The 14474-nt window shown below is 40.4% G+C and carries 13 protein-coding genes and 1 tRNA gene; 3 read left to right on the forward strand and 11 right to left on the reverse strand.

The annotated features are described in order from the left end of the window. Position 1: 1 nt before the first annotated feature. From motA to EBF12_RS03195, 6 genes are all read right to left on the reverse strand, one after another. A complete protein-coding gene (motA, locus tag EBF12_RS03170; protein WP_121726368.1) occupies positions 2-772 on the reverse strand; it encodes a flagellar motor stator protein MotA in 771 nt (256 codons plus the stop codon). Positions 773-825: 53 nt separating this feature from the next. Beyond that, on the reverse strand, positions 826-1449 hold the full coding sequence (locus EBF12_RS03175; protein ID WP_121726369.1) for an MBL fold metallo-hydrolase: 624 nt from the start codon (positions 1447-1449) through the stop codon (positions 826-828). A gap of 7 nt (positions 1450-1456) precedes the next feature. Continuing rightward, positions 1457-1846, reverse strand: a complete 390-nt coding sequence (gene rpsI / locus EBF12_RS03180) for a 30S ribosomal protein S9 (RefSeq protein ID WP_121726370.1) — start codon at positions 1844-1846, stop codon at positions 1457-1459. A 9-nt stretch (positions 1847-1855) separates the two neighbouring features. Beyond that, on the reverse strand, positions 1856-2284 hold the full coding sequence (rplM, locus tag EBF12_RS03185; RefSeq protein WP_002955400.1) for a 50S ribosomal protein L13: 429 nt from the start codon (positions 2282-2284) through the stop codon (positions 1856-1858). A gap of 84 nt (positions 2285-2368) precedes the next feature. Continuing rightward, positions 2369-4210 (reverse strand): menaquinone biosynthesis decarboxylase, encoded by a 1842-nt coding sequence (locus tag EBF12_RS03190; protein ID WP_121726371.1) that lies wholly within the window; start codon positions 4208-4210, stop codon positions 2369-2371. Positions 4211-4289: 79 nt separating this feature from the next. Further along, the gene (locus EBF12_RS03195) at positions 4290-4808 is read right to left on the reverse strand and encodes a mitochondrial porin family protein (RefSeq protein ID WP_121726372.1); all 519 of its coding nucleotides are present in this window, start codon (positions 4806-4808) and stop codon (positions 4290-4292) included. Between the two features lie 222 nt (positions 4809-5030). On the opposite strand from EBF12_RS03195, the gene EBF12_RS03200 reads away from it, so the two are divergent. Further along, positions 5031-7124 carry an RNA degradosome polyphosphate kinase gene (locus EBF12_RS03200; RefSeq protein WP_121726373.1) on the forward strand — a complete coding sequence of 698 codons (2094 nt, stop codon included), beginning with the start codon at positions 5031-5033 and terminating at the stop codon, positions 7122-7124. 13 nt (positions 7125-7137) lie between these two features. Here the strand turns inward: EBF12_RS03200 and EBF12_RS03205 are convergent. Further along, positions 7138-7214 (reverse strand) — tRNA-Arg (locus EBF12_RS03205). 222 nt (positions 7215-7436) lie between these two features. On the opposite strand from EBF12_RS03205, the gene gap reads away from it, so the two are divergent. Both gap and EBF12_RS03215 read left to right on the forward strand, forming a co-directional pair. Further along, positions 7437-8432, forward strand: coding sequence for a type I glyceraldehyde-3-phosphate dehydrogenase (gene gap / locus EBF12_RS03210; protein ID WP_121726374.1), 996 nt, complete (start codon positions 7437-7439; stop codon positions 8430-8432). A 220-nt stretch (positions 8433-8652) separates the two neighbouring features. Beyond that, on the forward strand, positions 8653-9927 hold the full coding sequence (locus EBF12_RS03215) for a glucose-6-phosphate isomerase (protein ID WP_121726375.1): 1275 nt from the start codon (positions 8653-8655) through the stop codon (positions 9925-9927). A 79-nt stretch (positions 9928-10006) separates the two neighbouring features. On the opposite strand, the gene mnmL is transcribed toward EBF12_RS03215, so the two are convergent. The 4 genes from mnmL to trxB all read right to left on the reverse strand — a co-directional run bounded on the left by mnmL (position 10007) and on the right by trxB (position 14458). Further along, positions 10007-10969, reverse strand: a complete 963-nt coding sequence (gene mnmL, locus EBF12_RS03220) for a tRNA modification radical SAM protein MnmL/YtqA (RefSeq protein WP_034584706.1) — start codon at positions 10967-10969, stop codon at positions 10007-10009. Next, entirely contained in the window at positions 10954-12366 is a 1413-nt protein-coding gene (gene purF / locus EBF12_RS03225; protein ID WP_121726376.1) for an amidophosphoribosyltransferase, read from the reverse strand. The genes mnmL and purF overlap by 16 nt, the downstream gene beginning before the upstream one ends. 64 nt (positions 12367-12430) lie before the next feature. Beyond that, positions 12431-13198 carry a 4-hydroxy-tetrahydrodipicolinate reductase gene (gene dapB, locus EBF12_RS03230; RefSeq protein WP_121726377.1) on the reverse strand — a complete coding sequence of 256 codons (768 nt, stop codon included), beginning with the start codon at positions 13196-13198 and terminating at the stop codon, positions 12431-12433. Between the two features lie 324 nt (positions 13199-13522). Continuing rightward, positions 13523-14458, reverse strand: a complete 936-nt coding sequence (trxB, locus tag EBF12_RS03235) for a thioredoxin-disulfide reductase (protein ID WP_121726378.1) — start codon at positions 14456-14458, stop codon at positions 13523-13525. Between the last annotated feature and the right edge of the window lie 16 nt (positions 14459-14474).

A 14474-nucleotide genomic window follows, 5' to 3' on the forward strand; every position in this document is an offset into this window, starting at 1 on the left:
CCTATTCAAATTGTGAGATTTTAGGCTCACCCGGTGGTATAAAGCCAAGTAATTTCTCTTCAAGGTTGCGTGGGTTATCGCCATTAGCAATGCCAACAACACCTTCTAAAACAACCATACGCTCACGAATAATGTCCTTACTTTTTGCAATCATTTTATGTCCCCAAGGACCAAAGAGTGCATACGCACAAAAAATCCCTGTAACCGTTGCGGTAAATGCCCCCGCAATACCAGCTGCCATCGCTTTTGGGTCATCAAGAAGTTGGAGTGCAAGCATAAGCCCCATAACCGCCCCTACAAGCCCCATTGTTGGGCAGGTTTCAGCATAGGTTACCCAATAGTGTGCCGAGCCGTGATAATACTCTTCCAAAGATTCTATTTGCACTTCCATATCCTCACGCACAGCGTGTGCATCTCGTCCATCAATAATCATTGAGAGTGCTTGTCGCAAGAAGTCATCTTCAATTTGTGCTGCCTTACCTTCAAGAGAGAGAACGCCATCTTTTCTTGCGAGGGTTGAGAGCTCAACAATGGTGCGTATAGTCTCATTAAGATTAACCTTACTTGCACCAAAGACAATTTTTAGCTCCTTTAGGGCACCTTTTACGTGTGTTGGGTGTGTGCTAGACATCGCCGCACAACCAGCCGTTGGGATAATGATAATAAGTGAGCTGATGTGAATGAGGTGGATAGGGTTGCCCCCTTCCAAAAAGTCCCCTATTGAGAGGCTCACAATCGCCCCAATGAGCCCTAAAACGGTCGTTAAATCCATAAGCACCTCTCCTGTCTAATTTGGGATAAAAAAGCAAAAAACATTCCAGCCTCCTATAACCCATTTTTTATATGTTTTATCCAAAGTTTAGCATTATGTTGCTCATCTGCAAGAGTTGTTGCGATGCCGTGTCCTGTGTGGATAGTTTTATTTTGAGTGCAAGAAAGCTGTGAAAAGCGAATAAGAGAATCTGTCATATCTGTGGCATTTGAGTAGGGAAAGTCATAGCGTCCAATGGAGCGATAAAAGATAAAATCACCGCTAAAAATTTCATTTTCAATCTCAATAATGGAGCAACCCGGTGTATGTCCGGGAAAATGAGAAAAAGTAACCTCTACACCATTAAATTGAAGAAAATGTGAATCTTTTTTGCATTCTGTAAGAATGCTTGGAGTGCTTGGTGTGAGACCTATATCAAAACAATCAGATTCTAGCATAAACGCATCAAGCTCTGGGCAAACGAGCGGCGTATCTGCAAAATGAGTCTTAAGATCGGCGTTGCTCCAAATATGGTCAAAATGTCCGTGAGTATTGAGAATAGCAAGAGGATTGGGACAATTCTCAATCACCCATTGTGTCGCACCAATCCCCGCATCAATAATGATCTCTCCTTGTGGGAGTTTGCAAATATAACAATTTGTTTGATACTCGCCAAAACTTTGAGAGAGAATTTCCACAACAATCCTACCTCTTTGAGAATTGTGGGCTTCTGCGCGCCTTTCTTTTACCATATTTTTTACGCTCAACAACGCGAGAATCTCGTGTGAGTAAGCCTTTAGGCTTAAGAATTGCTCTAAAAGCAATATCATAGCTATTAAGTGCTTTTGAGATTCCGTGTCGCAACGCCTCTGCCTGTGCCGAGTAGCCACCACCTAAAGTAACAGCGTGAATATCCACAGATTTTTCTTGCTTTGTCAAAATGAGAGGCTGCATAACTTTCATTTTAATCGCCTCGTGTCCGCCAAGCCATTCATTGAGACTTTGTCCATTGATGGTGAGTTTGCCACTTCCAGCACTCAACCAAACTTTTGCGATTGCTGTTTTTCTTTTTCCTGTTGCATAAACTTTTGCCATAGTATTCCCTTATTTTGAGCTTTTAGAAACTTGTGCGCTGTGTGGATGTTCGCTACCACGATACACTTTAAGCTTTTTGAGCATAGCTCGTCCAAGTTTATTTTTTGGGAGCATTCCACGCACTGCGAGATGATAAAGCTTTTCTGGATGTTTTTCTAACATTTCTTGCAAAGTCTTGCTTTTTGTGCTTCCAAAGTAGCCAGAATGCGTGAAGTATTCTTTATCTTCAAGCTTCATTCCTGTAAATTTTGCCTCAGTAGCATTGATAATCACTACAAAATCCCCACAATCAATATGTGGCGTAAAGCAGGGCTTATGCTTACCGCGTAAAAGTGTCGCCACCTCAGTGATGAGACGACCAAACACTTTGTCTTTAGCATCAAGCACAACCCATTGACGATTAATGTCATTTTGTGTTGCTATTTTTGTCAATTCCATCGTATTTCCTTGAAAGTATAGTCAAAATTGAGAGTCGGCATTATAAGTAAATGTAGCTTAAGAAAAAATTAACTTAAGGTTATTTTAATGTAAGATTCCAAATCGCTCCAAAAATGCCTCATCAATGCCTTTAAGCAATCCTTTTTGCCTTAAAGTTTCAATAACTTGTGCATTGCAATTCGTATCAAGAGGCCACTCCCGCAAATGCCCATCAATCTTACCTTTATCCGTTGCATCTACAAACACAAGATTCTGTGTGATGAGTATGTCGCGTTTAGCATCAATATTATTCACAATCCTCCAAGTAAGCATATATGGGTTATCTAGCTGATTTTTATGAGAATCTACAAAAATGATAATACTTAAATGATTGTGCAGATTCTCAAATGCTTGTATTGTCTCTTTTGTAGCGTTTAAAAGATTGCTTTTTTTATCCACACTGATAATGCAAATGGGATTTGGCGTGTGGGTAAAATACTGCTTTAACCCCACTGCTTGTGAAAAAATCGCTCCAATATGTTCCCACAATGCTTTATCAGTTAAGGCATAAAAATTTGGCTTATCCACCGGCGTGATAGCCTCAACACCAAGCTTTCCGCCGTGGGCAAAATCTGGGCTAGAATGATCAAGTGCATCGCAAATCCCCTCCGTAATGAGCAGGCTTTGTGGCGAGAATCTATGTAACACATAAGAGCCAAAAGCTTGATAATCTTGCAAATCACTTACATTTTCATCGGTGAAAATGGCGTGTTTGACAAAGCTCATCTGCCCTACACCCCAGAATGCGTGCATAATCTGCTTGCTATGTGAGGGATATTCAGGTTTGATTTTTGCAAAAATGAGATTATGGAAGACGCCATTTTCTGGCATATGATAATCAAGCAAGCCGTGAGCAGTGGTTTGCAACAGGGGTAGGAACACACGCTCTGTCAAATAGCCCATATACTTGTCTTCAAGCGGTGGTTTGCCAACAATTGTTGCTGGAAAAATAGGCTTTTGCCGCATAGTGATAGCAGAGACTTCAAGCACGGGATAAGGCTCAATAGGTGTATAGAATCCTGTATGGTCGCCAAAAGGTCCTTCATCTCGCATTTGTGTCGTATCTACCCAACCTTCAATAACAATATCTACATCATAAGGCACAAAAAGTGGATTTGTGATACAGGGGCAAAGCACAGGCTTTTTTCCACGGATAAAGCCATAGAGCATAAGCTCAAAGATTCCTAGAGGCAAGGGGGCTTGTCCGCACCAAATATATAATGGATCGCCGCCAAGTGCAATACTTACAGGCATTTTTTTATTTGCTTTTTTATACTCGTGAAAGAAATGCTGTGAATCTTTGTGAATCTGCCAATGTAGCCCCAAATGCGTTTCATCATAAACTTGCAAACGATACATACCGAGATTTTTCTGTGTGCCATCAAGGCTTTGTGTATAAACCTGCCCCATTGTGATAAACGCTCCACCATCAAGCTCCCAAGTCGTAAGGATAGGTAGGTCAAATAGATTAAGATTACGCGTTTTAATAATCTCTTGGCATAACCCTTTTTTTTTGATGTATTTTGGAAAAACAGAACGCAGGGCATACAGCTCTTTAAGCTTGTGGAATATCTGCTTTACACATTTGGGTGGGCTAAGGTGCAAAAGGCTTTGTAGGCTATGGGCGATTTTTGGAATGGGTTTATTGATAAGAAGCTCAAGTCTTTTATGTGAGCCAAAGACATTCATAAGCACAGGAATATCAAACTCCTTGCCACTTTTTTTGCAAATAGGACGCGTGAAAAGTAGGGCTTTAGAATCTGGTTTTTTTACTTCAATATAGGCAAGTTGCGGGATTTCAAGATAAATATCAAGCGGTGTGTCAATGATGGTAAGTTCATTATACTCTTGTAAAAATGCAATGAGTTGTTTAGAATCTAAAGCCATAAAAAGCTCCAAGTGAGAGTTTAAGTAACGAATTTTAGAATCTTAGGGCTAGATTCTAACCCTAAGATTCTATGTAGTGCTAGAAATGTAAGCCTATCAATGCTTGGATATTGTGCATTTTTTGTTTAGCATCAATTGTCTTAAACTCCGGATTTTGATAAGTGTAAAGCAAACCTAAAGAGATAGGCAAAAGATCAAATTTTAGCTTTAATCCTGCGTTGTATGAAGTGGTATCTTTAAAATAGTCGCTAAAGCTTGAGCGATTGACACCCACATAAGGTGTAAGTCGCGCAATAATAAGCCCTATGTTATATCCTGCAGACACACCATATTGAAGATTTCTAAACTTTGTTCCATCACCTTTGTTGAAATCATACTTCACCTGTGGAGCCACAACAAGGCCAAAAGCCCCAAGCCACACGCTACCAAATACTCCATAGCTGTTTATATCAATGGAGCTATCCTCTTTTGTTTGGGCTTTAATCTTACCTGCTGCCAAGCCAAGCTCTGGGCTTATCTCAAAGCCTGCAATACTCACAGCAAACGCGTTTGCCCCAAATCCCGCTGCAACAAGCAAGGATAACATATACTTTTTCATCAAAAACTCCTTTTGTTAAGGTATCGTTAAAAAACGAGCGGACATTATAGGTAAAATATGTTTGATTTTGCTTAAAAACTAGAAAAAACAAGCAGAATGTGAAACATTTTTGCCATAATCTCGCAGATTCTCAAGCCTTTTTGATAAAAAAAATGATTTAGAATGAAAAATGAGATACAATCAATCCCTGTATAACAATAGGCAAACAAGGGGGAAGCAGCTATGACAATCAATGATTCTAAGATGTATTTTAATCGTGAGCTTTCTTGGCTTAAGTTTAATACGCGTGTGCTTAATGAGGCGAAAAATACGCATATACCGCTTTTAGAGCGGTTGAAGTTTGTGGCTATTTATGGCACAAATTTAGATGAATTTTATATGATACGCGTAGCAGGACTAAAGCGTTTGTATGCGAGTGGGATTACAGAGGTTGGTGCGGATAAGCTCACGCCCTTGCAACAGCTTAAAAGCATACGAGAATACATTGATAAAGAAAAACGCACATTAGAGAGTGTTTTTAAGGAGATTCAAACCGGACTCGCACAAGAGGGTATGCATATTAAGCAAGTCTCTCAACTTAATAGCGAGCAAAAAGCCAAGCTTTATGAGTATTTTTTGCATTATCTTTATCCTGTGATTGTGCCTGTAGTGGTGGATTCAACACATCCTTTTCCGCATTTAAATAATCTTAGTTTTGCCATCGCTCTGCGGCTAAAAAGTCTCCAAGATGGTAGTGTCAAATTTGCAATGGTAAGAATCTCGCGTTTATTGCCTCGTTTTGTGGAGATTGAGGGGGGGATTTTCATCACCATAGAAGATGTGGTAGGTGAGTTTGCAAGTGAGCTATTTGGGGATTATGAGATTCTAAGCTATATACCTTTTAGAATCACGCGTAATGCGGATATGGAGATAGAAGAAGAAGAGGCTGATGATTTTATTGAGATTATGAGTGAGGGGCTGAAAACACGCCGTAAAGGCGAGGTTGTCCGCCTTGAAGTGGGCGTGGATAAGGATAATAGCCTGCTTCATTTTATTAACTCTCATCTTAATGTTGATGTCAAAGATATATACACTTACAATATTCCTTTGAATCTTAGTGGGTTGTGGGAGCTTGTAGGGAGCAAGGCATACGCTCATCTTACAACACCACCATTTAATCCCAAGATTCTTCCACCATTGCAAGGCAATGCCGATTTGCTTTCCATCATAGAATCTGAAGATATTTTGCTTTTTCACCCGTATGAAAGTTTTGATCCGGTAGTGAATTTTATCCAAAGTGCCGCAAAGGACCCTGATGTGCTATCCATTCGTATGACGCTTTATCGCGTTGGGAAAAACTCACCTATTGTTAAAGCCCTTATCCAAGCAGCTGAAAACAATAAGCAAGTTACTGCACTTGTGGAGCTTAAAGCGCGTTTTGATGAGGAAAATAACTTGCATTGGGCGCATTCACTAGAATCTGCTGGAGCACACGTGATTTATGGGGTTCCCGGACTGAAAGTGCACGCTAAAATCGCCCTTGTGATTAAAAAGATTGGCAATACACTTAAGGAGTATGTGCATTTAAGCACGGGGAATTATAATCCAAGCACGGCTAAGATTTACACCGATATTTCATTGCTAACTTGCAATGAGGCTTTTGCAAAAGATGCCATCAAGCTTTTTCACTCGCTTTCAACAGGTTCATCATATCGCACAAAGCTTGAGCGTTTGATGATTGCCCCTACGCAAATCAAGCCCAAGATTCTAGAATTGATTGATAATGAAATCAAAAAAGGGGCTGAAGGGCAGATTATTATGAAGTGCAATGCTTTTATTGATATTGATGTGATTGCGGCGTTGTATAAAGCATCAATGGCAGGAGTGAAAATTGACCTTATTGTGCGTGGTGTGTGTGCATTGCGTCCGGGTGTGAAGGGCGTGAGTGAAAATATCCGTGTATTTTCTATCATAGGCAAATACCTTGAACACGCCAGAATCTATTATTTTAAGAATGATAGTGTGGGTGTGTATTTTGCTTCAGCAGATATTATGCCAAGAAATCTTGAAAGACGCGTGGAGATTCTCACGCCAAGTCTCAATACACAGATGAGTAAAAGGCTTATGGAGATTTTGCAAATGCAGTTAAATGATAATGTGCAGATGTATGAGTTGCAAAGTAATGGTGAGTATCACAAAGTGCAAAGGACACAAAAGGCATTTAGCTCACAACTTGCTTATGAAGAATATGTGAATGCGATTTATGGAGATTCTGTAAGGAATGATGAATTAAGCAAGGCAAAGAAGCTTGCTAAAAGAATGTTAAAAGAAAGCTAAGAATATAGAGTGGTGGTGTCCTCGACGCGATTCGAACGCGTGGCCTCACGATTAGGAATCGTGTGCTCTATCCAGCTGAGCTACAAGGACACAAAAGCAAAGATATGAAAGGGTGCTAGGAAAGTCAAAAGTCGCTATTTTACACTCATTTCAATGATAAATCAAGCTTAAAAGGTGCGGGAAAGCATATTTTTGTGCTAGAATACGCCTTGAAATTTACCTCTCTTAGAGTTTTGAGATGTTTTTATTCGTAGCAAGATTCTGTAAATGGGGTTTTGATGCGTGGTAAGATTATTTTTTAAGGAGAGCAAGATGGCAATCAAACTTGCAATCAATGGCACAGGACGCATTGGACTATGTGCGGCTAGGATTATTGGGGAACGCGATGATGTAGAGCTTGTGAGCTTAAACACTACGGCAAGTATAGATACTTTGGTGCATTTATTGCGTTATGATTCTGTGCATAGATTCTATGATGTTGAGAAATTAAGTGAGCACACACTCCGCATTGGTAAAAGTAAAAATGTAAAGATTCTAAGTGATAGAGACCCTCTCAATCTTGACTTTGGCGAGGCAGTAGCCGTGCTTGAATGCACGGGTAAATTTAACGCCCTTGATAAAGCAAAAGCACATATCAAAGGCAATGTAAAACGCGTGATAATCTCCGCTCCTGCGGATAATACGCCAACTTTTGTCTATGGTGTCAATCATACGCAATATAATAATGAAAGCGTGATTTCAAATGCGTCCTGCACCACAAACTGCCTTGCCCCCATTGTAAAAGTGCTAGATTCTACTTTTGGTATTGAAAATGCCCTTATGAGTACTATCCATAGCTATACAAACGACCAAAATCTCCTTGATGTCAAGCACAAAGATTTACGCCGAGCTCGTGCAGCCGCCCTATCTATGATACCTACAAGCACAGGTGCGGCAAAGGCTATTGGGCTTGTATTGCCTCATTTAGCAGGTAAGCTTAATGGCATTGCCGTGCGTGTGCCAACGCCTGATGTGAGTTTGGTGGATTTAAGTGTGAATCTTAAAAGTGAAGCAAGTAAAGATTCTATCAATGAAGCATTCTATAAGGCACAAAGTGGTGAAAGCTTTGAAGGGGCATTTAAGGGGCTTATTATCGTTGATGATGAAATGCGTGTATCCAGTGATTTTATCGGTAGCAAGGCGAGTGCGGTAATCGTGCCAGATAAGACAATCGCTATTGGCAAAAGTGCAAAAGTCCTTGCGTGGTATGATAATGAAATGGGTTATACACACCGACTTGTGGATATGAGTGCGTATGTATACAGTTAGTCTTTTGGGCTGCGTTGTTTTGCGTTGTCTCTTGGGCGATTTTCAGGGATTCTGCGTTCGCCAACTGCGGCACTTACGCTCAAGTAAGCTTCTTGTTGGCTTACTTGAAAACCCTAAAAATCACTCCAAGATACTTCCGCAGCGGGTTTTGGTAAAATATTTGCAGCGGTAGTGTAGATTCTGAATCTAGCTTAAAATGGAAAAAAGGTAAGTAAATTAAATGGAAAACAAGCAAGATTGTATGGTAAATTTTTCTCTACATTTTAGTCATACGCATTCCCAAAGCGAGTGTGATGGCGTGTTTAATGGAATCTTGCAGGAGAGAGAGAGTAAGAAAAGCGGCTATTATGATTTGCCTTTTAAGTCTTGTGCCTTGCAGGAGGCAAGGGCGTATATCAAAGAAAATGAGCAGTTTTTAGATTCTTTATCTTATCTTGTGATTATTGGCATTGGTGGGAGTTCTTTGGGATTGAAGGCGATTGATGGAATGCTAGAGCATTTGCCTTGTAGAAATGCTTTAAAGCTCGTATTTTTGGAACATACTGACCCTTTGCATATTGTGAAAGCCTTGCAGGGTGTGGCGTTGCATAATGCCCTGTTTATTGTGATTTCAAAATCAGGCACGACCATTGAGACTTCTTCATTGTTAAAATATGTGCTTGAGCGATACAAAGTGCTTGAATCTGCGGAGAGCAAAAGGCATTTGCTTGCCATTACTGATAAGGATTCACCGCTTGAAGCTTGGGCAAAAAGTGTGAAGGTAAAGTATTTTGAGATTATGCCAAATGTTGGTGGGAGATTTTCTATTTTAAGTGCGGTGGGGCTTGTGCCTTTGGCAATTTTGGGCTTTGACATAGAGGCTTTATTGCAAGGGGCAGCTAAGATGACGCAAGGTTTTTTTGAGCGAAAAGAGGAACATATCTTATACAAAGCTCTCACTTATGCTAAACAAAGGGAACATATTCCTATGAATGTGTTATTTTCTTACTCTAGCCTTTTTAGGCAGTTCAATGCGTGGTATGTGCAGCTATGGGGGGAAAGTCTAGGCAAGATTAATGTTAATGGGGAAAAGGTTGGACTTACACCTATTGCTTTGATTGGCAGTATTGATCAGCACTCTTTTTTGCAGCTTATCGTGCAAGGTGTGCGTGATAAGAGTGTAACTTTTCTAAGTCTTAATCCTGCTCATAGTCTCAAGCCAAGTATCCCAGATATAAGGATTCCATATTTAGAATCTACAGATTTTGTGAATAATCAAAGCTTTGCTACCCTGCTGCATAATCAACGCCTAGCCACAATGCAAACTATTGAAAACGAGGGTATTACAACTGATTGCATTGAAGTGATGGGCTTGTGTGAAGAGAGCGTGGGGATTCTTATCGCGTATTTTGAGCTTTTGACCTCGTGCGTGGGCAATATCTTTGAGATAGATACTTACAATCAGCCCGGTGTGGAGTTTGGCAAGGTAAGATTAAAAAAACTCTTTGAATCTTAGATTCTTATCATATTGTTTGAGAGAGATAAGGGCTTTACATATTGTTATATAAAATCTATGCGAAGCTTGAGAGAATATTCTAATACTCTATTCCCACGGCTTTAAGTTTATCACGCAGATAACGCATTTGGATATTTTTATCAAAACACCATTTTGGTGCAAGGAGCGTGTCATCGTGTGCTCCTGCACTAATCCTTTGCACTACCACATCTGCTGGAATCCTTTGTAAAGATTCTACAATAAGGTCACTAAAGCATTCCATCGTGATTGGCTCATATTTGCCCTCTTTGTAAAGTTTGGCAAGGCGTGTGCCATTAACGACATATAGTGGGTGAATCTTAATGCCATTAATCCCCCATTCTAGCACGCAATCAAGCGAGTGAAGCATCATCTCTGGGCTTTCTTCAGGCAGCCCATAGATTAAATGCGCACAGACTTTTACACCCTTTGCCCTTGTTTTTTCAAACATCTCCTTTGCTCCAGCAATGCTATGAGCGCGATTTGTAAGTTCCAAAGTCTTATCATACACACTTTGAATCCCATACTCTAGCCAAATTTCTTTACCATTTTTGACATACTCTCCTAAAAGCTCCAATAGCCTATCTTCAACGCAGTCTATGCGTGTGCCTATGCTTAGCCCCACGACATTGGGAAAGCTCAATGCTTTATCATACAAGGCTTTAAGTGTATCAAATGGTGCATAGGTGTTTGTGTAGGATTGAAAATACACCATATACTTACCCACGCCAAACTTCCTTTGATGAAACTCCGAATGCCAATAGAATTGTTCTTCAAGCTGATGAAGTTGCTTTTCAAGTAATGGATTTGTGGTGAGGGAAAAATTCATCTTTACTTGCGAGATTTTATCAAGTTTAATAAGGCTAGGTGAAAAGCTCTCATTATCACAATATATGCACCCACCTTTTGCTAAAGAGCCATCAATATTTGGGCAGGTAAAACCCTGTAAAGAAATGGGGATTTTTCTTACCCTTCCGCCAAATCGTTTTTTAAAGTAACGCCCCACACTTAGCACGACACGCACGGATTTGCCTTCGTGAAGTCATCAATATACATCTCATCAAAACACGCCTTACACATTGGTTTGTTTTCATTACCCAAACTTCGCATAAGCCCTTCGATTGATAAAAATCCTAGGGAATCTGCCCCAATATATTTCCGCACCTTTCCAATACTTTTATTTGCGCAAATAAGTTCCTCTTTATGTGGTGTATCCACACCATAAAAGCAAGGTGAGATAGTCGGTGGAGAGCTGATAAGTAAGTGAATCTTCCTTGCCCCTGCTTGACGCAAAATCTTTATAATCTGCTTACTTGTTGTCCCTCGCACCACAGAATCATCAATAACAATAATATCTTTATTAGCAATGAGTTCGGCAATGGGATTAAGCTTTAGTCGCACTTTAAGCTCCCTTTGCTGCTGTGTTGGCTCAATAAATGTCCGCCCAACATAGTGATTGCGGATAAGCCCAAGCTCAAAGTCAATCCCACTTTGCTTACTATACCCAATCGCAGCTGCTACGCCAGAATCAGGCACAGGAATTACCATATCGGCTTCAATCTTATGCTCTTTGGCAAGTTCAATACCCATTTGCTTTCTCGCCTTATATACATTATGTCCAAAAACATTACTATCAGGTCGTGCAAAATATACGTGTTCAAACACGCAAGGGTGTTCATTTGGCTCAAATACTTGAATGCTTTTTGGTTGATTATCACTTAAAGAATAGGCTCCATCAAAAATGAGCATTTCTCCCGCTTTGACTTCTCTTACAAACTCCGCCCCTACCAAGTCAAATGCACAACTCTCACTTGCGACAATATAGCCCGTGCTACCATCTTGATTTTGAATCTTGCCTAGACTTAAGGGACGCAAACCATAGCGGTCGCGGATAGCAAACATTTTTGTGCGTGAAAGGAATATAAAGCAATACGCCCCATCAACCTGTCCTAAAGCATCTATGATTCTATCCGTGAGGCTTTGCTTTTTACTCCGTGCGATGAGATGGATAAGATTCTCCGTATCAAGGTGGCTTTGGAATATTGCTCCCTCATTAATGAGCATTTGTCGCACCTGCTTGGCATTTGTGAGATTTCCATTATGTGCTATTGCCATTTCACCTAAATCATAGCGAGCAAAAATAGGCTGTGTGTCATTCATAGAATCTTCCCCAGCTGTTGAGTAGCGATTATGCCCTATGCTTGAGCGACCTTGAAGTTTGTTTAAGCGTTTTTCTGTGAAAATTTTTGTAACAAGCCCTGTATTTTTTATTGTGGTGATTTTGCTACCATTACTCGCTGAAATGCCGCTCGCTTCTTGTCCGCGGTGCTGCATAGCAAAAAGTGAATAATAGCTCAAAATACTTGCATTCTCTACATTATATACGCCTACAACCGCACATTCCTCATTCCAATGTTTCATTTGTGTGATAGTCCTTGTGTTCTTTTAGAAATCGCTATTGTATAGCAACAAAACTAATAATTTTTTATAATTTTAGAGCATCTTGAATACTATATAAGCCATTTTTTTGCTTCACAATCCATTCTGCCATATCAATCGCACCTTTGGCAAATGTAAGGCGTGAAGTAGCATTGTGTGTGAGTTCCAAATATTCCCCATCAAGATAGAATCCTATCGTATGTCGCCCGGCTACATCTCCACCGCGTAGGCTCATCACAGCAATTTCATCTTTTTTTCGCTCTCCTATCATTCCACAACGCCCACTGACTTGGACATTTTCAAGGCTAAGATTCCTAGCTTTAGCACAGCTTTCAGCCAAACTTAAAGCAGTGCCAGAGGGTGCGTCTTTTTTATGTCTGTGGTGAATCTCACAAATTTCTATATCGCTTTCTTTGAGTGTGCCACTTACAAGAGCGGCGATTTTACTTAGCATTGCCACACCTCTACTCATATTTGTCGCATACAAAATCGACATACGCTCCGCAGCATTTTCAAGCAAATGTTTTGTGTCATTATCAAGCCCTGTTGTGCCAATAACAAGCGGAGTAGGGGATTGCAAAGCTACTTCTAGCAAGGCTTTGGTAGCGTGAGCTGAGCTAAAGTCAATAATAACATCACTAGATTCTAAAAAAACTTTAAAATCTTTTGTAACCATCGTGCTAGAAGGAAGCGAGTATTGCAGCTCATTTCGCACATATACACTTGAGAGATTAAGCCTATCGTGGTTTAGAATCTCTTCAATAAGCAGCCGCCCCACACGCCCTGTCGCACCAAAAATTCCTACTTTTAGCATTAGTTTCTCCTTTAATGGTTTAAGAGCGTAGTATAGCACACGCAGATAATGTAAAGGATACTTAAGCAAGATATTTTTGCTTGTTTGTTTGAGAATCTACCTTGCGTTTTTTTTGAGTATCATTTTTGGCTTTTGACTTTCAAAATTTAAAAAAAGGAGTAACAATGAAAAATGTCATTGATTTTTGTAAGGGTAGATTCGTGCTTACGCACGAATGCAGGTTGCTTTGGCAGCTTTGATACTTTTGAGAAAGGTTAGCAGACTTAAAGTCCGTGCCTTTCATAAGAAAAGCAACCCTGCCAAATGGTTGCCTTAAACTAAATTTTACTTATGCTCCAAATATGCAATCGCACTTAACGCTGCAGTAGCACCATCTCCGGCAGCACACACGACTTGCTTACTTGCTTGGGTTCTTACATCTCCAGCGGCAAATAGCCCCTCTACACTTGTTTTCATTGATAAATCAACTTTTACACTTCCCCACTCATCGCACTCGCACAGCATTGAGCCATCATCTTGTTTTAAAGTCGCAGTATTCACATCATAGCCCACAAAGATAAAAAGCCCATACACAGAGATGACTTCAGTTTCATTAGAATCTGTATGCCTGATACGCACGCCACTCACACCCGAGCTATCGCCTAGAATCTCCTCAATCACTGCAGGTGTGATGAAGTGAATTTTCTCATTATTCTTAGCGTGAGTAATGGTGCTAGGGGCAGCACGAAACTCGTTGCGTCTATGGATAAGATGCACTTTTGAGCAGATTCTACTCAAATAAATAGCTTCTTCAAGGGCAGTATCGCCTCCACCTAGCACGACTACTTCTTGGTCTTTGTAAAAAAATCCATCGCAAGTTGCACAAGTGCTAATGCCTTTGCCCCAATATTCATTTTCCCCTTTGAGATTAGCTCTCTTTGGGCTTCCACCAGCAGCAAAGATAACAGCCTTAGCTTGCTCTACACTGCCATCAGCAAGATGAATGCCAAAGATTCCATTGTCTTTTGTGATTTTTTTGACCTCGCTCATTTTGTGTTTTAAGCCAAAGCGGAAACATTGCTCTTGCCAAGGCTCCATAAAGTCCATACCGCTAACTACTTCTTTAACACCCGGATAATTTTCTATCTCACTGCTTCCTGTGATTTGTCCGCCGGGCATTCCTTTTTCAAATAATACAACATTTTTTAATCCACCTCGTGTGGCATATAGCCCAGCACTTAGCCCAGCAGGACCACCACCGATAATTGCTACATCAATCATTTTTTACTCCTTTTTT

The sequence above is a fragment of the Helicobacter labetoulli genome (assembly GCF_003670275.1).
GTDB classification, from domain to species: domain Bacteria; phylum Campylobacterota; class Campylobacteria; order Campylobacterales; family Helicobacteraceae; genus Helicobacter_C; species Helicobacter_C labetoulli.

What these genes read in the sequence shown, in the direction of transcription:
- motA (WP_121726368.1), bottom strand. Translation starts at nt 772, where the DNA reads ATGGATTTAACGACCGTTTTAGGGCTCATTGGGGCGATTGTGAGCCTC.
- rpsI (WP_121726370.1), bottom strand. Translation starts at nt 1,846, where the DNA reads ATGGCAAAAGTTTATGCAACAGGAAAAAGAAAAACAGCAATCGCAAAA.
- rplM (WP_002955400.1), bottom strand. Translation starts at nt 2,284, where the DNA reads ATGGAATTGACAAAAATAGCAACACAAAATGACATTAATCGTCAATGG.
- EBF12_RS03190 (WP_121726371.1), bottom strand. Translation starts at nt 4,210, where the DNA reads ATGGCTTTAGATTCTAAACAACTCATTGCATTTTTACAAGAGTATAAT.
- EBF12_RS03195 (WP_121726372.1), bottom strand. Translation starts at nt 4,808, where the DNA reads ATGAAAAAGTATATGTTATCCTTGCTTGTTGCAGCGGGATTTGGGGCA.
- EBF12_RS03200 (WP_121726373.1), top strand. Translation starts at nt 5,031, where the DNA reads ATGACAATCAATGATTCTAAGATGTATTTTAATCGTGAGCTTTCTTGG.
- gap (WP_121726374.1), top strand. Translation starts at nt 7,437, where the DNA reads ATGGCAATCAAACTTGCAATCAATGGCACAGGACGCATTGGACTATGT.
- EBF12_RS03215 (WP_121726375.1), top strand. Translation starts at nt 8,653, where the DNA reads ATGGAAAACAAGCAAGATTGTATGGTAAATTTTTCTCTACATTTTAGT.
- purF (WP_121726376.1), bottom strand. Translation starts at nt 12,366, where the DNA reads ATGAAACATTGGAATGAGGAATGTGCGGTTGTAGGCGTATATAATGTA.
- dapB (WP_121726377.1), bottom strand. Translation starts at nt 13,198, where the DNA reads ATGCTAAAAGTAGGAATTTTTGGTGCGACAGGGCGTGTGGGGCGGCTG.
- trxB (WP_121726378.1), bottom strand. Translation starts at nt 14,458, where the DNA reads ATGATTGATGTAGCAATTATCGGTGGTGGTCCTGCTGGGCTAAGTGCT.